Here is a 19421-nt window from a genome sequence, read left to right as displayed (position 1 = left end):
CTTTTGCTTCCACTGTTGCCGGAACGTTACCGCCCCCGGCTTCCCGAGGGGAAACGGCCGGGGGCGGCGGGAGGTGCCCGGAGGGTTTCCGGGCTCCGCTCAGGCGGTCAGCTCCTCCGCGAGCGCGCGCAGGGCGAGCCGGTAGGAGCCGATGCCGAAGCCCGCGATGGTGCCGGTGGCCACGGCCGCGACGACCGAGGTGTGCCGGAACTCCTCGCGCGTGTACGGGTTGGAGATGTGCACCTCGATGAGCGGCGCGGTGCGCTGGGCGGCCGCGTCGCGCATCCCGTACGAGTAGTGCGTGAAGGCGCCGGGGTTGAGCACGACCGGGAGCGAGCCGTCCGCGGCCTCGTGCAGCCAGCGGATCATCTCGCCCTCGTCGTTGGTCTCGCGCACCTCGACGTCGAAGCCCAGCTCCTCGCCGAGGGTGCGGCAGGAGTCCACGAGCCCCTTGTAGGAGGTGGCGCCGTAGATGTCGGGCTCGCGGGAGCCGAGCCGGCCGAGGTTCGGGCCGTTGAGCACGAGGACCCGGCGCGGCTCGCTCACGCGGACACCTCGCCGTAGGCCGCGACCAGGACGGCCGGGTCGGGGCCTTCCAGGACCGTCGGCTTGCCGATGCCGTCGAGGACGATGAAGCGCAGCAGGTCGCCGCGGGACTTCTTGTCGACCTTCATGGTCTCCAGCAGCTTGGGCCACTGGTCGCCGCGGTAGGTCAGGGGCAGTCCGACCGACTCCAGGACGGCGCGGTGCCGGTCGGCGGTGGCGTCGTCGAGCCGGCCGGCGAGGCGGCCCAGCTCGGCGGCGAAGACCATGCCGACGGAGACGGCGGCGCCGTGGCGCCACTTGTACCGCTCGTTCTTCTCGATGGCGTGGGCGAGGGTGTGCCCGTAGTTGAGGATCTCGCGGCGGCCGGCCTCCTTGAGGTCGCCGGAGACGACCTCGGCCTTGACCTGGATCGACCGCACGATGAGCTCGGCGGTGTGCGGCCCGGCGGGGGTGCGGGCGGCCTCCGGGTCCCCCTCGATCAGGTCGAGGATGACCGGGTCGGCGATGAAGCCGGCCTTGATGATCTCGGCGAGTCCGCTGACGTAGTCGTTCACCGGCAGCGAGTCCAGCGCCGCGAGGTCGCACAGCACGCCGGCCGGCGGGTGGAAGGCGCCGACGAGGTTCTTGCCCTCGGCGGTGTTGATGCCGGTCTTGCCGCCGACGGCCGCGTCGACCATGGCGAGGACGGTGGTCGGCACGGCGATCCAGCGCACGCCCCGCAGCCAGGTCGCGGCGACGAAGCCGGCCAGGTCGGTGGTGGCACCGCCGCCGACGCCCACGATGATGTCGCTGCGGGTGAAGCCGGTCTGGCCGAGCGCCTTCCAGCAGTAGGCGGCGACCTCGGCGGTCTTGGCCTCCTCGGCGTTGGGCACCTGGATGGCGACCGCCTCGTAGCCCTGGTCCGCGAGGTCGGCGCGCAGCGCCTCGCCGGTCTCGGCGAGCGCCTCGGGGTGGATCACGGCCACCCGCTTGGCACCGGGGGCCGATGAGGGCGGGCAGCTCGCCGAGCAGCTGGCGGCCGACCAGCACCTCGTACGGGTCGGTGCCCGCCGAGCCGCCGACCTGGATCCGGGTCACTTCCTGGTGCGTCATGTCTCCTTCTTCAGGTCCAGAGCGTCGAGGACCGCGTCCGCGACCTCTTCGGGGGTGCGGTCGTCGGTGGCGACGACGACGCGGGCGACTTCGGTGTAGAGGTGGCGGCGGGCCTCCATCAGCTCGCGCCACTGGCGGCGCGGGTTGACGGCGAGCAGCGGCCGGGCGGCGCCGAGCCCGACCCGGCGGACCGCCTCCTCGACGTCCATCGAGAGGTACGCGACGGGCAGCCCGGCCAGCAGCGCGCGGGTGCCGTCGTCGAGCACGGCGCCGCCGCCGAGCGCGAGGACGCCCTCGTGCTCGGCGACGGCGGTGCGCACGGCCTCGCGTTCGAGGGCGCGGAAGCGCTCCTCGCCGTCCTCGACGAAGATGTCGGAGATCTCGCGTCCCTCGGCGGCGACGATGTCGGCGTCGGTGTCGCGGTAGGCGGCACCGAGCCGTCCGGCGAGGAGCGCGCCCACCGTGGACTTGCCGGAGCCCATCGGGCCGACGAGGACGACCAGGGGGCCGCCGGTCACCGGATGTGGAGGTTGTCGAGGTAGGACTGCACGTTGCGGCGGGTCTCGGGGACGCTGTCGCCGCCGAACTTCTCCACCACCGCGTCGGCCAGGACCAGCGCGACCATGGCCTCGGCCACGATGCCGGCGGCCGGGACGGCGCAGACGTCGGAGCGCTGGTGGTGCGCGGCGGCGGCCTCGCCGGTGGCGACGTCGACGGTGGCGAGCGCGCGGGGCACGGTCGCGATGGGCTTCATCGCGGCGCGGACGCGCAGCAGTTCGCCGGTGGTCAGGCCGCCCTCGGTGCCACCGGCGCGGCCGGTGGAGCGGGTGATGCCGTCGGGGCCCTTGACGATCTCGTCGTGGGCCTGGGAGCCGGGCACGCGGGCGAGGTCGAAGCCGTCGCCGACCTCGACGCCCTTGATGGCCTGGATGCCCATGAGCGCGGCCGCGAGCCGGGCGTCCAGGCGCCGGTCCCAGTGCACGTGGGAGCCGAGGCCGACGGGCACGCCGTAGGCCAGGACCTCGACGACGCCGCCGAGGGTGTCGCCGTCCTTGTGGGCCTGGTCGATCTCGGCGACCATCGCCTTCGACGCGTCGGCGTCGAGGCAGCGCACCGGGTCGGCGTCCAGCTTCTCGACGTCGGCGGGGGTCGGGTAGACGCCGTACGGCGCCTTGGCGGCGGCGAGCTCCACGACGTGGGAGACGATCTCGATGCCGGCCGCCTCCTTCAGGAAGGAGCGGGCGACGGCGCCGAGGGCGACGCGGGCCGCGGTCTCCCGGGCGCTGGCGCGCTCCAGGATCGGCCGGGCCTCGTCGAAGCCGTACTTCTGCATGCCGGCCAGGTCGGCGTGGCCGGGGCGGGGCCGGGTCAGGGGCGCGTTGCGGCCCGTCTCCTTGAGCTCCGCGGGGTCGACGGGGTCCGCCGACATGACCTTCTCCCACTTGGGCCACTCGGTGTTGCCGACCATGACGGCGACGGGCGAACCGAGCGAGAGGCCGTGGCGGACGCCGCCGAGGAAGGTGACCTCGTCCTGTTCGAACTTCATCCGGGCTCCGCGCCCGTAGCCGAGGCGCCGCCGCGCGAGGTGGTCGGCCACCAGTTCCGTGGTGACCGGCACGCCTGCGGGAAGTCCTTCGAGGGTTGCAACCAGCGCGGGTCCGTGGGACTCCCCCGCCGTCAGCCAACGCAGCCTGCTCAACGATGCTCCTCATGCTCGCGCCTGGGCTCTGCTCCGGCGCGACCTGGGTGCGCGGCCCTGGTCCGCCTCCCCTGATCCTCCCACGTCCCGACGGCTGATCGATCGCCGGTCCACAGGCCGGGACGCTTATGTCAGGTGTCGGGTGTGGTTTCGGCCATCTCCCGGGAGGCCGTCTCCGCCGGGGCGTTCCGCCGCTCGCGCCACCAGTCCCGGCAGCGGGTCGCGACGCAGTAGAGGACGACCGCACACCCCAGACCGACTACTGGATACCGGATCCAATCCGGCAGGGCACCGAAGGCGACCCGAAACAGCCCCACCGCCAGGCGGACGATGTCCTCGCCCGCCTCCCACCTGGACGCGAGCAGCACGCCTTCCCCCACCGTCTCCCCCGTTTCCCTTCCCGTCCCCGTGACCGCGTGGCTCAGCGCTCGGCGAGCGCCCTCTCCCCCGCCGCCCGCATCGCGGCCAGCGGCCCGGGAGCCCGCCCGGTCATCTGCTCGACCTGCAGCACCGCCTGGTGGACCAGCAGGTCCAGGCCGCCGACCACCTTGCCGCCGCGCGCCGACCAGGCGGACGCGATCCGGGTCGGCCACGGGTCGTACAGCACGTCGAAGAGGGTACCGGGGGCGTCGGGTACGGCCGCCGCCAGCGCGTCCGTCGTCCCGGCCGGGGTGGTGGCGACGACCAGCGGGGCCGCGAAGGCCTCGGCGGCGTCGTCCCAGGCGGCGGTGCGCACGTCGACGCCCAGGCGTTCGCCCCAGCCGCGCATCTCCTCCGCGCGCGCCTCGCTGCGCACGTACGCGGTGACGGGACCCGAACAGATCCGGGCCAGGGCGGCCAGCGCCGAGGAGGCGGTGGCGCCCGCGCCGAGGATCGCGGCCGAGTCGACCTTCTCGACCGCCCGCTCCCGCAGGGCGGCGACGATGCCGGGGATGTCGGTGTTGTCGCCGATCCGCCGGCCGTCCTCGGTGAGGACGACCGTGTTGACCGCCTCGACCGAGGCCGCCACGTCGGTGACCTCGTCGAGCAACGGGATGATCGCCCGCTTGAGCGGCATCGTGAGCGAGAGCCCCGCCCACGAGGAGTCGAGCTCGCCGACGAACCCGGGGAGCGCGGCCTCGTCCACCTCGAAGCGGTCGTACGACCAGTCGTCGAGGCCGAGCTCCCGGTACGCGGCCCGGTGGAGCACCGGGGAGAGCGAGTGGGCGATGGGCGAGCCGAGCACGGCCGCCCGTCGTCGGAAGGTCATCTCAGGTCCCCGCATTGAACTTCTGGACGAGCCTGTCGTGCTCGGCGAGCGTCTTGGCGAATTCGGTCTTGTTCATGCCGTCCGTGGCGACGAAGTACATCCAGCCGTCCTTCGTCGGGTTGAGGGCGGCGGTCACCGCCTCGACGCCCGGGTTGCCGATCGGTCCCGGCGTCAGACCCGCGTGCTTGTACGTGTTGTACGGGTCCGGGTTGGTGAGGACTTCCTTCCGGGTGATCTTGATCTTGCTCTGACCCATCAGGTAGTTGTACGACGAGTCGAACTGGAGCAGCTGGAAGGTCTCCTTGTTGTCCGGCTGGAGACGGTTGTAGATGACCTCGGCCATCTTCGTGAAGTCGTCGTGGGTCTTGCCCTCGGCCTGCACGAGGCTCGCGACCGTCAGCAGCTCCCACGGACCCTTCAGCCCGAGCTGCCGCGACTTCGCGTCGAGGTCCAGCTTCAGGTACTCCGCGTTGGCCCGTCCGACCATCTTCCGCAGCACGTCCTCGGGTTTGTTGCCCTTGGCGACCGGGTAGCTGGCCGGGAAGAGGAAGCCTTCCAGCGGGTCCTTGACGTCGGCGTGGTTCCTCGCCCAGTCGGGCAGGCCGAGCGAGCCGGCCTGCTTGAAGGCGGTCTCCTTGGTGGTGCCCGGTTTGAGCTCCAGGCGCTTGTCGATCTCGGCGTAGACCCAGGAGTTGCGCTTGCCCTCGGGAATGACGAAGTTGGCCTTGCTGAGCGGGCTCAGCATGAGGGTGACGGCGCTCTCGGCCGACATCCCCTTCTTCAGGGTGTAGGCGCCGGCCTGGATGGCGATGCCCTTGGGGTTCTTCTGCTGGGCCGAGACGAAGGCGTCGACGCTCTTGACGACCCCGGCCTTCTTGAGGATGTTGCCGATCTCGTAGCCGCCGGCCTGGTCCGGGATCACGACCTGGACGTCGCCGCTGCCCTCGCCGACGAAGTCGGGCGCCGCGCCGAACTGTCCCTGCCAGAACTGGTAGCCGAAGTAGCCGATGCCGCCGACGCCGCCCACCAGGACCAGCGCCACGACCATGCAGGCCATGCCGTTCTTGGCCTTGCGGCCCTTCTTCGCCTTGCCGCCCCGGCGATTGCCGCGACGCCCGGCGGGCTCGTCGTCGTACTCGTCGTGGTCGTCGCGCTCGTCGTACTCGTCGCGGCCGTCGCGCTCGTCGGCGTACGCGGTCCCGTCACCGTCACCGTCGCCGTCACGCTCACGGGCGTCGTCCACGCGCCCGCGGCGTCCGCGCCGCCCGGCCGGCTCGGGCCGGGCGTTCCGGTCGTCGGGGAGGCCGTCCTCGCCGGTGAAGAACGGGTGGTCCTCCTCCGGCTCCCGCTGCGCCTCCGCCTCCCAATCGGTCACCGGCTGGGGCGGCACCTGGCGCCGGCCCGGAGGCTGCGGCGGCGGGTAGGCCTCGGGGGTGCCGTAGAGGTCGGGCTGCTGGCCGCCGTACGGATCGGCCGGAGGGGCGTTGTACGGCATCGCCGCCTGGCCCGTCTCCCAGGTGCCGTCGTACTGCTGTGCGGGATACCCGGGCGTGTCGTACCCGCCCGGGTTCCCGTACTGCTGTTCTCCGTACCCCTGCGGGTACTGCTGCTGGTAAGGCTGCTGCCCCTGGTTCTGCTGGTGCTGCTGCGGCTGCTGGTGCTGCTGATACGCGCCGCCACCGTAGATCTGCCCGTACGGATCCTGCTGCCCCTGCTGTCCCTGGTACTCCTGCTGCCCCTGGTACTCCTGGTATCCCTGATGACCGGGATGGCCCTGGTGCTGCCCGTACTGCTGCGCCTGCTGCGGGTACTGCTGCTGGCCTTCCCACCCCTGGTCCCCGTACAGCGGGTCCGTGGGGTGCCACGGTTCGGAGCCCGGGCTCCGGCCATACTCAGTCATCGATCCCCAAACAGCCGCGAGGCTTCCGGACGATCCGCCTCTACGTAGTGCGGCAGCTGTTCGAACACCGCCGCATCGCGCGGAACGTTACCGTATCGCGATCAGATGACCACTTCGACGCCCTCGCCGGGCGGATTACCTGATACCCGTTCGGACTCAAGAGCGTTCTGCAGGATGATCACAGCGGCGGCCTGGTCGATGACGGACCGCCCCTTCTTGGACTTCACCCCGGAGGCCCGCAGCCCCTGGGTCGCCGTCACCGTCGTCATCCGCTCGTCGACCAGCCGGACCGGCACCGGGGCGATGCCCTTGGCCATCTCCCGGGCGAAGGCCCGGACCTTGGTCGCGGCCGGGCCCTCCCGCCCGCTGAGCGAGCGGGGCAGGCCCACGACGACCTCGATCGGCTCGTACTCCTCGACGATCTGGCGCAGCCGCCGGTGGGCGGCCGGGACGTCACGTCCCGGCACGGTCTCCACCGGCGTGGCGAGGACCCCGTCGGGGTCGCACGAGGCGACCCCGATCCGGGCGTCCCCGACGTCGACCGCGATACGGCGTCCGCGACGCATCGTCACGCGGTCTCCACCACGAGACGCTCGACGGCCTCGATGGCCTCGCCGACGGCCTGCGGGTTCTGACCGCCACCCTGGGCGACGTCGGGCTTGCCGCCACCGCCGCCGCCGAGGGTCTTGGCCGCGGTGCGGACCAGCTCGCCGGCCTTGAGACCGCGCTCACGGGCGGCCTCGTTGGTGGCGATCACCGTCAGCGGCTTGCCGTTGGCGGTGGTGAACAGGGCCACGACCGCCGGGCGGTCGGCGGGGATGCGGCCGCGGACGTCGAGGACCAGCCTGCGCAGGTCGTCGGCGCCGGTGCCGTCCGGGACCTGGCCGGTGACGAGGGCGACGCCGCGGATGTCCGTGGCGGAGTCGACCAGGCCGGCGGCGGCCTGCAGGACCTTCTCCGCGCGGAACTTCTCGATCTCCTTCTCGGCGTCCTTCAGCTTGCCGAGCATGGTGGAGATCTTCTCCGGCAGCTCCTCCGGGCGGCCCTTGACCAGCTCCTGGAGCTGGGCGACGACCGTGTGCTCACGGGCGAGGAAGTTGTACGCGTCGACGCCGACCAGGGCCTCGATGCGGCGCACGCCGGAGCCGATGGACGACTCGCCGAGCAGCTTCACCAGACCCAGCTGGGCGGTGTTGCCGACGTGCGTGCCGCCGCACAGCTCCTTGGAGAAGTCGCCGATGGTGACGACGCGCACCCGCTCGCCGTACTTCTCGCCGAACTCGGCGATGGCGCCCTGGCGCTTGGCCTCGTCGATCGGCATGACCTCGGCGTGGACCTCCAGCTCGCGCGAGAGGACCTCGTTGATCTTCTGCTCGACGTCGGTGAGGACGGTGCCGGGGACGGCGTTCGGCGAACCGAAGTCGAAGCGGAAGCGGCCGGGCTGGTTCTCGGAACCGGCCTGGGCGGCCGTCGGACCGAGGGCGTCGCGCAGCGCCTGGTGCGTGAGGTGGGTGGCCGAGTGGGCGCGGGCGATGGCCCGGCGGCGCTTCACGTCGATGGTCGCGTAGGCGGTGGCGCCGACGGTCACCTCGCCGACCTGCACGGAGCCCTTGTGCACGGAGACGCCCGGGACCGGCTGCTGGACGTCGCGGACCTCGATGACCGCGCCGCTGTGCAGCTTGATGCGGCCCTGGTCGGCGATCTGGCCGCCGCCCTCCGCGTAGAACGGGGTGCGGTCGAGGACGACCTCGACCTCGTCGCCCTCGGAGGCTGCCGGCGAGGAGACGCCGTTGACCAGGAGGCCGACGACCGTGGTCTCGCCCTCGGTGTTGGTGTAGCCGGTGAACTCGGTGGCGCCGTTGCCGTCGGCGATCTCCCGGTACGCCGTCATGTCGGCGTGGCCGGTCTTCTTGGCCTTGGCGTCGGCCTTGGCGCGGTCCCGCTGCTCCTTCATCAGGCGGCGGAAGCCGTCCTCGTCGACGGAGAGGCCCTGCTCGGCGGCCATCTCCAGGGTGAGGTCGATCGGGAAGCCCCAGGTGTCGTGGAGCAGGAACGCCTTGTCGCCCGACAGGATCGAGCCGCCGGCGGCCTTGGTCTCGGTGACCGCGGTGTCGAGGATGTTCGTGCCGCCCTTGAGGGCCTTGAGGAACGCGGCCTCCTCGGCGAGCGCGACGGTCTCGATGCGCTTGCGGTCGGTGACCAGCTCCGGGTACTGCTCGCCCATCGTCTCGATGACGGTGTCGACGAGGTCCTGCACGACCGGGCCGGTGGCGCCGAGCAGACGCATGTTGCGCACGGCGCGGCGCATGATGCGGCGCAGCACGTAGCCACGGCCCTCGTTGCCGGGGGGTGACGCCGTCGCCGATGAGCATCACGGAGGTGCGCATGTGGTCGGCGACCACGCGCAGCGAGACGTCGCTGTCGTGGGCCTTTCCGTAGGCGACGCCGGTGAGGGCGGTGGCCTTGTCGATGACGACCTGGAGGGTGTCCGTCTCGTACATGTTCTGGACGCCCTGGAGGATCATCGCCAGGCGCTCCAGGCCGAGGCCCGTGTCGATGTTCTTCGACGGCAGCTCGCCGAGGATCGGGAAGTCGTCCTTGCCCGTGCCCTCGCCGCGCTCGTACTGCATGAAGACCAGGTTCCAGATCTCCACGTACCGCTCGTCGTTGACGGCCGGGCCGCCCTCGACGCCGAACTCGGGACCGCGGTCGTAGTTGATCTCGGAGCACGGGCCGCAGGGACCGGGGACGCCCATGGACCAGTAGTTGTCCTTCTTGCCGAGGCGCTGGATGCGCTCGGCCGGGACGCCGACGACGTCGCGCCAGATCTGCTCGGCCTCGTCGTCCTCCTGGTAGACGGTGATCCAGAGCTTCTCCGGCTCCAGCCCGTAACCGCCGTGCTCCACCGGGGTGGTCAGCAGCTCCCAGGCGAGCTTGATGGCGCCTTCCTTGAAGTAGTCGCCGAAGGAGAAGTTGCCGCACATCTGGAAGAACGTGCCGTGCCGGGTGGTCTTGCCGACCTCCTCGATGTCCGGCGTGCGGACGCACTTCTGCACGCTGGAGGCGCGCGTGAAGGGCGGCTTGACCTCACCCAGGAAGTAGGGCTTGAACGGCACCATGCCTGCGGGGACGAGCAGCAGAGTCGGGTCGTCCGCGATGAGCGACGCCGAAGGGACGACGGTGTGACCGCGCTCCTCGAAGAAGCTCAGCCAGCGGCGGCGGATTTCAGCCGACTCCATCAGTGGTCCTCATTCCGGTTGTACGAAAACGAATACGGGGTGGTCGTGCCGGGGTCCGCGAGCGGCCCGAGCGCGGGCCTGCGGCGCGGTGCCGGGAGTTCACGGGGGTCCTGGTCCGCCGGGGCGTCCAGGCCGAGGGCCGAGCCGAGCTCGGCCTCCCGCTGCAGCATGCCCGCCCTCACGTCGAGGGCGAAGTCCTTGAGCCGGTGGCCGGTCTCGATCGCCTTGTCCGCGGCCTGGGCGGCGAGGCTCTCGGGGGTCAGCTGCTTGAGCTTGCGGTTGACCTTGGTGGTGGCCCAGACGCCGGCGGCCGCGCCGGCGGTGAACCAGAACGTACGGCGGAACATCCTGCTCAGCCCTTCTGCTTCCGGCGCCTCGCGGACGGCACGGTACGACCGACGATCACAGTACGCGGGTCCGTCGCGGGCGGCGCGTCCTGCCGGCCGCGGCCCAGCGCCCGGCGCACCCCGTAGCCGAAGGCCGCGACCTTGACCAGGGGGCCGCCGAAGGTGGAGGCGACGGTGGTGGACAGCGCGGAGGCGTTGGAGGTGACCTCCTGGACGTCCGAGGCGATGGCGTCGACCCGGTCGAGCTGGGTCTGCGCGGAGCGCACGGTCGCGGAGGCGTCGGCGAGCAGCGGGACGGCCTGTTCGGTCACGTCCGCCACCAGCTTGGTGGTGGCCTTGAGCGTCTGCGCCAGCCTCACCAGCACCACGGCGAGGAAGGAGACGAGGATCGCCCAGAACACGGCCACCAGGATCCCGGCAACCTCTCCACCGGTCACTCTGCACCGCTCTCTGCTGTCGCTCTTGCCGTCGGGCCTCCGACGGACGTCGGACCCTTGTACATCAGTCCTCCGACCCTATCGCGCCGGAGGTCTCCAGCCGTACCGCATTAGCGCTTGTGGGAGGGGAGTTGCGCCGGTCCGATTGTACGGAGCGCGCGCGGGTGAGTACGCTCCGTGTCCCATGCGACGGAGCAATCTCCCTGCGGAGCTCAACCGGTTCGTGGGCCGGGCCGCGGAGCAGGACGAACTGGCCCGCCTCCTCGAGGAGTTCCGCCTGGTCACGGTCGTCGGTGTGGGCGGGGTCGGCAAGACGCGACTGGCCCTGCGCGCCGCCTCGGCCGTGCAGAAACGCTACGCCGACGGGGTCCGGCTGGCCGAGCTCGCCGCCCTGCGCGACCCGGAGCTGGTGGCCCACGCCCTGGTCGAGGCCCTCGGGCTGACCGACCACACCCTGCGGAGCCCCCGGGAGGTGCTGACCGAGCACCTGGCGGAGCTGCGGCTGCTGCTCGTGGTGGACGGCTTCGAGCACCTGGTCGAGGAGTGCGCGCGGCTGCTGCGCGAGTTGCTGCGCGGCTGCCCCGGGCTCACGGTCCTGGCGGTGGGCCGCCGCCCGCTGCGGGTGGACGGCGAGGCCGTGCTCGCCCTGGCGCCGATGGGCGAGGCCGACGCGGTGGCGCTGCTCACCGAGCGGGCGGCGGAGACGGTGGGGCGGCACGCCCTGGGCAGCCCCGGGCCGGTGCGGGAGCTGTGCCGACGCCTGGACGGGATCCCGCTCGCGCTGGAGCTGGCGGCCGGGCGGCTGCCGCTGCTGTCGGTGGCGCAGGTGCTCCAGCGGCTCGACGACCGGTTCCGGCTGCTGGACGGCGGTCGGCGCGGGGCGCTGCCCCGGCACCGGACGCTGCGGACGGCGATCGGCTGGAGCCACGAGCTGTGCACCCCGGAGGAGCGGCTGCTGTGGGCGCGCCTCTCGGTGTTCGCGGGCCCCTTCGACCTGGAGGCGGTGGAGTACGTATGCTCCGGCCCCGAGCTGCCGGCGGACCGGGTGCTCGACGTGCTCGGGGAGCTGCTGGCGCAGTCGCTGGTGGCGCGGGAGGAGTCGGCGGCGGGGCCGCGCTACCGGATGCTCGACACCGTCGCCGCGTACGGGGCGGAGTGGCTGGCGGCGCTGGGCGACACGGAGCGGATGCGCCGGCGGCACCGCGACTGGTACATGGGGCTGGCCACCTGGTGCGAGCTGGAGTGGTTCAGCCCCCGGCAGGCGGAGGTGGCGGCGGCCACGGACGTGGCGCTGCCGAATCTGCGGGCGGCGCTGGAACTGTGCCTGGAGTCGGCCGAGGACGCCGCGCTCGCCCAGCACCTGGCGGGCACGCTCTGGTTCTACTGGGCGGGGTGCGGGCGCCTGTCGGAGGGGCGGCACTGGCTGGACCGGGCGCTCGGGGCCTTCCCGGTGGCCGCGGAGCACGAGGACGCGCGGCTGAAGGCGCTGTGGGTGCTGGGCTACGTGGCGATCCTGCAGGGGGACCCGACGGCGGCGGTGGCGGCGCTGCACGAGTGCCGGGAGCGGGCCCGGGCGGCGGGCAACGAGGTGGCCGGGGCGTACGCGACGCACCGGATGGGATGTCTGGCGCTGCTGTCGGACGACCTGCCGCGGGCCGAGGAGCTGATCGGGCGGGCCCTGGAGTCGTACCGGGAGCTCGGCGAGCTGAACAGCAACGTGCTGATGGGGCAGGTCGAGCTGGCGATGGTGCGGGCCTTCCGGGGCGACCTGGAGGGCGCGGTCGCGCTGTGCGCCGAGGTCCGGGAGGTCTGCGAGGAGCGGGGCGAGCGGTGGACCCGCGCGTACGCGCTCTACGTGCTGGCGTACGCGGCGCTGACCGAGGGGGAGTACGCGCGGGCGCGGGGACTGCTGGCCGAGTGCATCACCATCGACCACGCCTTCCACGACCTGGTGGGCCTGGTGCTGGCGATCGAGCTGCTGGCGCTGGTGAGGGCGGCCGAGGGGGACGTCCGGGAGGCGGCGGTGCTCCAGGGCGCGGTGACGCCGGTGTGGGACTCGGTGGGGCTGCAGCTGTTCGGCTCGGGTTACTTCAACGGGCCGCGCGCGCTGTGCGAGCGGCAGGCGGCCGAGGCGCTGGGCGAGGAGTGCTACCGGGCCGCGTACCGCGAGGGGCAGGCCCTCTCCCTGGACGCGGCGGTGGACCGGGCGCTCGCCGAGCGCCGGGATCCGGCCATCCACGGGAGCCCGGGCGGGCCGGCGGCGCCGCGGCCGTTCCGTACCGCCCGGACCTGCCGGACACCGGTCCCGGACACGCGGAAGCCCGCCGGCTCCCCCACCGGAAAGGGCGGGGAAGCGGCGGGCTGAACACCGCGGGGGCGGTACTACTGCCGTGCTGGGATCAGCGGGCGTAGTACTCGACGACCAGCTGCTCGTCGCAGATGACCGGGATTTCCTTGCGGTTCGGGTCGCGGTCGAGGCGGAAGGCCAGGGCCTTCAGGTTGACCTGCAGGTAGCGCGGGGTCTCACCGTCGGCGGCGAAGCCACCCTCACGGGCGACCTCGAACAGCGGCTTGGTGCGGCTGCGCTCGCGGACCATCACGACGTCGTCGGGACGGACGCGGAACGACGGCTTGTCGACCTTGGTGCCGTTGACCTGGATGTGGCCGTGGACGACCATCTGACGGGCCTGGTAGATGGTGCGGGCGATGCCCGAACGCAGGACCAGGGCGTCGAGGCGACGCTCGAGCTCGACGACCAGCGCCTCGCCCGTCTTGCCCTCGGCCTTCTTCGCGCGGTCGTAGGCGCGGGCCATCTGGCGCTCGCTGATGTCGTACTGGGCGCGCAGACGCTGCTTCTCGAGCAGACGGACCTTGTAGTCCGAGTTCTGCTTGCGGCCACGGCCGTGCTCGCCCGGCGGGTAGGGGCGGGCCTCGAAGTACTTGACGGCCTTCGGCGTCAGCGCAATGCCGAGCGCACGGGACTTCTTGACCTTGGGACGCGACTGGTTAGGCACGTTCTCCAGACCTCCGTTGTAGGTTAGGTTAGGCTCACCTTACTCAAGGAGATCGCATGTCTCGCCCGGGGAACACCACACGCATCACGGACGGCAGCACAAAGACCGATGCACTTTCATCCACGGAAGCCGTGGAGGGCATCGATGCGACGGAGGTCCGATCAGCTCATGGTCAGCCGCGTCCAAACGGGCTTGATCTCGCACGGATGCCGTCAGCAGCCGAGCGCACACGAACTCTCGTACAGAGTACATGCTCCGCGGTGCTGCTGATTCCGGGGGCCTCCGGGCACCGTCCCGAGCAGCTCTCCCCCGAGGCCCGCGCGGTCGGACCCGACGGCGAGGTCTTCCTGCTCTTCCCGGCGGACGCGCCGCCGGTACGGGCGGCCACCCACGCTCAGGACGACGAGCTGCCGGTCGTGCTGGAGCTCACGGACGTCGCCCCCGTCTCGGTCCCCCACCGTATCCGCGGCCGGGCCTGGATCTCCGGCTGGCTCACCTGCGTGCCCGGGATCGCGGAGCCCGGCCGGATGATGCTGCGCCTGGAGGTCGGCGCGGCCGACGTGGACGACCTGTGGGGCTGCGGCGAGGTCGACCCGGAGGAGTTCGCGGCGGCCGTCCCCGATCCGCTGCGGGTCCACGAGACCGAGCTCCTGCAGCACCTGCACGCGGCCCACGACGACCGGATGCGCGAGCTGACCGCGCTGCTCGGCGCGCACGCCGCCACTCTGGTCCCCACCCGTGACGTCGCCCCGCTCGCCCTGGACCGCTTCGGGCTGCGGGTCCGCTTCAGCGCCGGCCCCGACGCCTGCTTCGACGCGCGCTTCGACTTCCCCCGGCCGGTCCAGGACCTCTCCGGACTGCGCCGAGAGATCCACCGCCTCTTCGAGGCCGCCCGCTCCTGACCCCCGGTCACGGACAGGTGGCCAGCAGCTCCTCCACCGCCTTCTTCTCCGGCGGCGAGACCGTCAGACCGTACTTGGCCTTGATCCCGGTCCACCGCCGGCCGTACTCGCACCAGTACTCCCGGCGCGGCGGCCGCCACTTGTCGGGCGTCTTGGAGCTCTTGTCCAGGTTGGTCGGCTTGTCGGTGGCGAGCAGCACGTCCAGGTCGTTGGCGTACGCGAGCCGGCGCGCATCCGTCCACGCCCAGGCACCGGCCCGCCAGGCGGCAGCGAGGGCCACGACGTGGTCGGTCTGGATCTGGGAGGCCTTGCGGTACGCGTACGGCAGCCGCTTGCCGGTGTACGGGTCGACCAGGACGCCCGAGAGGACCACGCACGGGTCGCGGTCCCCCGTGCGGAGCTCGCCCAGGTCCCGGCGCAGCACGTCGTCGCGGGTGTCGCAGCCGTTGCGGCCGCCGGGGGCGTCGGTGTCGTCGGACCAGCTGCCGCCGAAGCGGACCCGCTCGTAGGTCTGCCAGTGTTCGCCCCAGGCCACCGGGAGCCGCGCCAGCTGCCGGCGGGCCTCCGCGGCGGCGGGCGGGAAGCCGGGCGAGCCGACGACCGGCACCGGCGACGCGCGGCCCGCGTCGGCCGGGGGGCCGCACCCGGTGAGCGCGGCGCCCGCCAGCACGAGCGCACAGACCGTACGGATCATGGTCCGAGCGTAGGAGCGCTCAGCCGCCCTCGCCCTTCAGGCGCTCCCGCACCTTCTCCACCACGTCCGCGTACCGCGCCTCCGCCCCGTAACGGGTCGGCTCGTAGTAGCGCTTGCCGTGGACCGGATCCGGGGCGTACTGCTGGGAGGCGATCGCGCCCGGGACGTCGTGGGGGTACACGTACCCCTGGGCGTGGCCCAGCTTGGCGGCGCCCTTGTAGTGGCCGTCGCGCAGATGCTGCGGGACCGGACCCGCGAGGCCGTTGCGGACGTCGGCCTGGGCGGCGAAGATCGCGTTCGTCGCCGCGTTCGACTTCGGGGCGAGGGCCAGGGCGATGGTGGCGTGGCTGAGGGTCAGCGCCGCCTCAGGGAAGCCGATCATCGCGACGGCCTGGGCGGCCGCCACCGCGAGCGGCAGCGCGTTCGGATCGGCGAGGCCGATGTCCTCGCTCGCCGAGATCATCAGCCGCCGGGCGATGAACCGGGGGTCCTCCCCCGCCTCGATCATCCGGGCCAGGTAGTGCAGCGCCGCGTCCACGTCCGAACCGCGGATCGACTTGATCAGGGCGCTGGCCACGTCGTAGTGCTGGTCGCCGTCCCGGTCGTACTTCACGGCGGCCCGGTCGACGGTCTCCTCGACCGTCTCCAGGGTGATCTCCGCCTCCTGCTTGGCCAGGGCGGCGCCCGCGGCCGCCTCCAGGGCCGTCAGGGCGCGCCGGGCGTCGCCGCCGGCGATCCGGAGCAGATGGGCCTCGGCGTCCTCGGGCAGGGTGACGGCCCCGCCGAGCCCGCGCTCCTCCTCCAGGGCCCGGCGCATGAGCCCGCTCAGGTCCTCGTCGGTGAGCGGCTCCAGGGTGAGCAGCAGCGAGCGGGAGAGCAGCGGGGAGATCACCGAGAAGTACGGGTTCTCCGTGGTGGCGGCGATGAGGGTGACCCAGCGGTTCTCCACGGCAGGCAGGAGGGAGTCCTGCTGGGCCTTGGAGAAGCGGTGGATCTCGTCGAGGAAGAGGACGGTCTCCTTGCCGTAGCCCCCGACGGCGCGCCGGGCGCCGTCGATGACCGCGCGGACCTCCTTGACGCCCGCGGTGATCGCGGAGAGCTCGACGAAGCGCTTGTTCGTCGCCTTCGAGACCACGTACGCGAGGGTGGTCTTCCCGATGCCGGGCGGGCCCCACAGGATCACGGAGGAGGCGCCGGCCGGGCCTCCGTCACCGTCGCCGACGAGTCGGCGCAGCGGCGAGCCCGGCTTGAGCAGGTGCCGCTGGCCCACGACCTCGTCGAGGGTGCGCGGGCGCATCCGGACGGCCAGCGGGCTGCTGGCCGGATCCTTCTCCTGGCGTTCTTCGGCGGCTGCGGTAAAGAGATCGGGCTCCACGGTCATGAAGCCTAGGTCACCGCACCGACAGCGCGGCCGGCGTCAGCTGGTCCAGAAGTCCCACCAGCGGGTCAGGATCAGCATGCCGATGATCCCGATGTGCAGCACCGGCAGCACCCAGGTGAACTCGTCGAAGAAGGTGCGCACGCCGCCCGGGGCGCGGATCACGCCCTGGCGCACGTTGTGCGAGGTGGTGTACCAGAACATGACGATGGTGGCGACCCAGGCCAGGCAGCACCACAGGCAGAGCGAGTTGATCTCGTACAGCGACTGGTACATCAGCCAGGTGCAGAAGCCGACCCCGAAGAGCGTGCCCGCGTTGAGGCCGAGCCAGTACCAGCGGCGGTAGCGGGCGCCGGCCAGCAGGCCCACGCCGATCGCGATCACCATGGCGTACGTGACGAGGCCGAGCATCGGGTTGGGGAAGCCGAAGACCGAGGCCTGCTCGCTCTTCATGATGTTGCCGCAGGAGACGATCGGGTTGAGGCTGCAGCCCGGGGTGAAGTTCGGGTCCTCCAGCAGTTTGATCTTGTCGATCGTGATGACCCACGCGGCGAGCAGGCCGGCCGCTCCGGTGACCACCAGGAGCCAGGCGAAGGCGCGGCTGGCGCCGATGGTGCGGGGTTCGTCCCGCACGGCGGTCTCGTTCGCGGCCGCTGCTTTCGTCATGTCGCTCTGCTCGCTCTTCTCGTGCGCTGGGCTCGTTCGGCTGACCGTGGCACGGTCATTGTGCCGCACAGGGTGTCACGGGCCGCGTTCGCGCCGGGTAAGCGAGCGGGCCCGTGACCGAGCGCGGAGAGGAACACGGAACGGAGACGAGCACACGGACGGAGACGAGCCGGGGCCCGGTCCGCGTGACGCGGACCGGGCCCCGGCTCGGCACGGTGGGCGGTCAGGCCAGCTTGGCCTTCACCGCGTCGACCAGAGCGTCGAGCGCGACCGGACCCTGCTCGCCGGACTCCATGTCCTTGAGCTGGACGACGCCCTCGGCCAGGTCCCGCTCGCCGGCGACGACCGCGAAGCGGGCGCCGGAGCGGTTGGCGTCCTTCATGGCGCCCTTCAGGCCCTTGCCGCCGAAGGCGAAGTCGGCCGCGACGCCGGCCTTGCGCAGCTCGGTGACCTTGCCGAAGAGGACCCGGCGGGCCTCCTCGCCGAGGGCCACCGCGAAGACGCTGGTGGCGGCCGGGAGGTCGAGCTCCACGCCCTCCGCCTCCAGGGCGAGGACGGTGCGGTCGACGCCGAGCGCCCAGCCCACGGAGGGGAGCACCGGGCCGCCGATCATCTCGGAGAGGCCGTCGTAGCGCCCGCCGCCGCCGACCGCCGACTGCGAGCCGAGACCGTCGTGCACGAACTCGAAGGTGGTGCGGGTGTAGTAGTCCAGGCCGCGCACCAGCTTGGTGTCGTCCTCGAAGACCACGCCCGCCGCGGTGATCAGGGCGCGCACCTCCTCGTGGTACGCCTTGCACGCGTCGCACAGGTAGTCGCGCAGCAGCGGGGCGTCGGCCAGCTGCTTCTGCACGGCCTCGCGCTTGTCGTCCAGGACGCGCAGCGGGTTGATCTCGGCCCGGCGCAGGGTCTCCTCGTCCAGGTCGAGGCCGCGCAGGAAGGACTGCAGGGCCTCGCGGTAGACGGGGCGGCACTCCTTGTCGCCGAGCGAGTTCAGCAGGATGCGGAAGTTCCGCAGGCCGAGCGAGCGGTAGGCCTGGTCGGCCAGGATGATCAGCTCGGCGTCGAGCGCCGGGTCCTCGGCGCCGATCGCCTCGGCGCCGACCTGGGAGAAGTGCCGGTAGCGGCCCTTCTGCGGGCGCTCGTAGCGGTAGTACGAGCCGGAGTACCAGAGCTTGACCGGCAGGTTGCCCTGCTTGTGCAGGCTGGCCTCCAGGGCCGCGCGCAGCACGGAGGCGGTGCCCTCGGGGCGCAGGGCGAGCTTGTCGCCGCCCTTGGTCTCGAAGGCGTACATCTCCTTGGTGACGATGTCGGTGGACTCGCCGACGCCGCGGGCGAAGAGGTTGACGTCCTCGAAGCCGGGGGTCTCGACGTAGCCGTAGCCGGCCGTGCGCAGCGGGCCGGAGATGGCCTCGCGGACCGCGAGGTACTTCGCCGAGTACGGCGGGATCAGGTCGTACGTGCCCTTGGGGGCCTTGAAGGTGCTCACGTGGATCTCGTCACATTCCTCGTCGGGGAGCTTCGGCACTCCCGAGGCCGGCCGCCACCTGCCGCAGATAGGGGTTGGTGGCGCGCTCTTGGCCGATGGTCGTCTGGGGACCGTGCCCCGACAGCACCACGGTCGAGTTGTCGAGCGGCAGGCACACGCGGGCCAGCGAACCGAGCATCTCGTCCATGTCACCGCCGGGCAGGTCGGTGCGTCCGATGGAGCCGGCGAACAGCAGGTCCCCGGAGAAGAACACGGAGGGGATCTCCGTGGTCTCGGGGGTCCGGAAGGTCACCGACCCCTTGGTATGACCGGGCGCGTGCGCGACGGAGAGCTCCAGTCCGGCCAGCTTCAGCAGGGCGCCGTCGGTGAGCTCGCGCACGTCGTCCGGCTCGCCCACGGTCAGCTCGCCCATGAGGGGCATCCCGATGGAGCGGCCGAGGGCCTTCTCCGGGTCGCTCATCATGTACCGGTCGTCGGGGTGGATCCACGCGGGCACGTCATGGGCGCCGCAGACCGGGACGACGGAGGCGACGTGGTCGATGTGGCCATGGGTGAGGACCACGGCGACGGGCTTGAGCCGATGCTTCCTGAGCGTCTCCTCGACTCCCTGGGCGGCCTGGTGGCCCGGGTCGATGATGACGCACTCCTCGCCTGCGGCGGGGGCGACCACGTAGCAGTTGGTGCCCCAGGCCCCGGCGGGGAACCCGGCAATCAGCACGATCGTCCTTATTTGTCGTCCGGCAGAAGGCTGCGGCGAAACGGAATGCAGCGG

16 protein-coding genes and 2 pseudogenes are annotated in these 19421 nt (G+C 72.0%); 2 read left to right on the top strand and 16 right to left on the bottom strand.

The genetic code is table 11. From position 1 onward, the window contains the following. Positions 1-99 precede the first annotated feature (99 nt). The 10 genes and pseudogenes from aroQ to ABD981_RS32580 all read right to left on the bottom strand — a co-directional run bounded on the left by aroQ (position 100) and on the right by ABD981_RS32580 (position 10509). Positions 100-546: a type II 3-dehydroquinate dehydratase gene (gene aroQ, locus ABD981_RS32625; protein WP_046907476.1), complete on the bottom strand. Its 447-nt coding sequence runs from the start codon at positions 544-546 to the stop codon at positions 100-102. Then, positions 543-1638: pseudogene (aroB, locus tag ABD981_RS32620) on the bottom strand (3-dehydroquinate synthase). The gene aroQ and the pseudogene aroB overlap by 4 nt, the downstream one beginning before the upstream one ends. Continuing rightward, the gene (locus ABD981_RS32615; RefSeq protein ID WP_046907478.1) at positions 1635-2156 is read right to left on the bottom strand and encodes a shikimate kinase; all 522 of its coding nucleotides are present in this window, start codon (positions 2154-2156) and stop codon (positions 1635-1637) included. The pseudogene aroB and the gene ABD981_RS32615 overlap by 4 nt, the downstream one beginning before the upstream one ends. Continuing rightward, the gene (gene aroC / locus ABD981_RS32610) at positions 2153-3337 is read right to left on the bottom strand and encodes a chorismate synthase (protein WP_046907479.1); all 1185 of its coding nucleotides are present in this window, start codon (positions 3335-3337) and stop codon (positions 2153-2155) included. Before aroC ends, ABD981_RS32615 begins: the two co-directional genes overlap by 4 nt. 421 nt (positions 3338-3758) lie before the next feature. Continuing rightward, the gene (locus tag ABD981_RS32605) at positions 3759-4586 is read right to left on the bottom strand and encodes a shikimate dehydrogenase (protein ID WP_046907481.1); all 828 of its coding nucleotides are present in this window, start codon (positions 4584-4586) and stop codon (positions 3759-3761) included. A gap of 1 nt (position 4587) precedes the next feature. Further along, the gene (gene mltG, locus ABD981_RS32600) at positions 4588-6486 is read right to left on the bottom strand and encodes an endolytic transglycosylase MltG (RefSeq protein WP_046907482.1); all 1899 of its coding nucleotides are present in this window, start codon (positions 6484-6486) and stop codon (positions 4588-4590) included. 101 nt (positions 6487-6587) lie between these two features. Continuing rightward, a complete protein-coding gene (ruvX, locus tag ABD981_RS32595) occupies positions 6588-7052 on the bottom strand; it encodes a Holliday junction resolvase RuvX (RefSeq protein ID WP_123954413.1) in 465 nt (154 codons plus the stop codon). A 2-nt stretch (positions 7053-7054) separates the two neighbouring features. Further along, a pseudogene (alaS, locus tag ABD981_RS32590) lies at positions 7055-9725 on the bottom strand (alanine--tRNA ligase). Further along, complete coding sequence (locus ABD981_RS32585; RefSeq protein ID WP_046907485.1) at positions 9725-10072, bottom strand: hypothetical protein; 348 nt, start codon at positions 10070-10072, stop codon at positions 9725-9727. The pseudogene alaS and the gene ABD981_RS32585 overlap by 1 nt, the downstream one beginning before the upstream one ends. Positions 10073-10077: 5 nt before the next feature. Further along, positions 10078-10509: a DUF948 domain-containing protein gene (locus ABD981_RS32580; RefSeq protein WP_046907486.1), complete on the bottom strand. Its 432-nt coding sequence runs from the start codon at positions 10507-10509 to the stop codon at positions 10078-10080. A 184-nt stretch (positions 10510-10693) separates the two neighbouring features. On the opposite strand from ABD981_RS32580, the gene ABD981_RS32575 reads away from it, so the two are divergent. After that, positions 10694-12874 carry an ATP-binding protein gene (locus tag ABD981_RS32575; protein ID WP_046907487.1) on the top strand — a complete coding sequence of 727 codons (2181 nt, stop codon included), beginning with the start codon at positions 10694-10696 and terminating at the stop codon, positions 12872-12874. Positions 12875-12908: 34 nt separating this feature from the next. Here the strand turns inward: ABD981_RS32575 and rpsD are convergent, their stop codons facing one another. Next, complete coding sequence (rpsD, locus tag ABD981_RS32570) at positions 12909-13523, bottom strand: 30S ribosomal protein S4 (RefSeq protein ID WP_046907488.1); 615 nt, start codon at positions 13521-13523, stop codon at positions 12909-12911. 206 nt (positions 13524-13729) lie between these two features. On the opposite strand from rpsD, the gene ABD981_RS32565 reads away from it, so the two are divergent. Beyond that, entirely contained in the window at positions 13730-14425 is a 696-nt protein-coding gene (locus ABD981_RS32565; protein WP_046907489.1) for a DUF2470 domain-containing protein, read from the top strand. A gap of 7 nt (positions 14426-14432) precedes the next feature. On the opposite strand, the gene ABD981_RS32560 is transcribed toward ABD981_RS32565, so the two are convergent. From ABD981_RS32560 to ABD981_RS32540, 5 genes are all read right to left on the bottom strand, one after another. Further along, complete coding sequence (locus ABD981_RS32560) at positions 14433-15119, bottom strand: HNH endonuclease family protein (RefSeq protein WP_046907490.1); 687 nt, start codon at positions 15117-15119, stop codon at positions 14433-14435. Between the two features lie 19 nt (positions 15120-15138). After that, positions 15139-16494, bottom strand: a complete 1356-nt coding sequence (locus ABD981_RS32555; RefSeq protein ID WP_046907527.1) for a replication-associated recombination protein A — start codon at positions 16492-16494, stop codon at positions 15139-15141. Between the two features lie 42 nt (positions 16495-16536). Next, complete coding sequence (locus ABD981_RS32550) at positions 16537-17163, bottom strand: vitamin K epoxide reductase family protein (RefSeq protein ID WP_046907491.1); 627 nt, start codon at positions 17161-17163, stop codon at positions 16537-16539. A gap of 223 nt (positions 17164-17386) precedes the next feature. Then, entirely contained in the window at positions 17387-18649 is a 1263-nt protein-coding gene (gene hisS / locus ABD981_RS32545; protein ID WP_046907528.1) for a histidine--tRNA ligase, read from the bottom strand. A 10-nt stretch (positions 18650-18659) separates the two neighbouring features. Next, positions 18660-19367 (bottom strand): MBL fold metallo-hydrolase, encoded by a 708-nt coding sequence (locus tag ABD981_RS32540; protein ID WP_046907492.1) that lies wholly within the window; start codon positions 19365-19367, stop codon positions 18660-18662. Between the last annotated feature and the right edge of the window lie 54 nt (positions 19368-19421).

This window comes from Streptomyces showdoensis, assembly GCF_039535475.1.
Taxonomy (GTDB): domain Bacteria; phylum Actinomycetota; class Actinomycetes; order Streptomycetales; family Streptomycetaceae; genus Streptomyces; species Streptomyces showdoensis.
This window is presented reverse-complemented; position numbering and strand designations above follow the sequence as displayed.

Bases quoted from the DNA above. Each gene is read 5' to 3' on its own strand.
- ABD981_RS32605 (WP_046907481.1), bottom strand. From the start codon at position 4,586: ATGACCTTCCGACGACGGGCGGCCGTGCTCGGCTCGCCCATCGCCCAC.
- mltG (WP_046907482.1), bottom strand. From the start codon at position 6,486: ATGACTGAGTATGGCCGGAGCCCGGGCTCCGAACCGTGGCACCCCACG.
- ruvX (WP_123954413.1), bottom strand. From the start codon at position 7,052: ATGCGTCGCGGACGCCGTATCGCGGTCGACGTCGGGGACGCCCGGATC.
- ABD981_RS32585 (WP_046907485.1), bottom strand. From the start codon at position 10,072: ATGTTCCGCCGTACGTTCTGGTTCACCGCCGGCGCGGCCGCCGGCGTC.
- ABD981_RS32575 (WP_046907487.1), top strand. From the start codon at position 10,694: ATGCGACGGAGCAATCTCCCTGCGGAGCTCAACCGGTTCGTGGGCCGG.
- ABD981_RS32565 (WP_046907489.1), top strand. From the start codon at position 13,730: ATGCCGTCAGCAGCCGAGCGCACACGAACTCTCGTACAGAGTACATGC.
- ABD981_RS32560 (WP_046907490.1), bottom strand. From the start codon at position 15,119: ATGATCCGTACGGTCTGTGCGCTCGTGCTGGCGGGCGCCGCGCTCACC.
- ABD981_RS32550 (WP_046907491.1), bottom strand. From the start codon at position 17,163: ATGACGAAAGCAGCGGCCGCGAACGAGACCGCCGTGCGGGACGAACCC.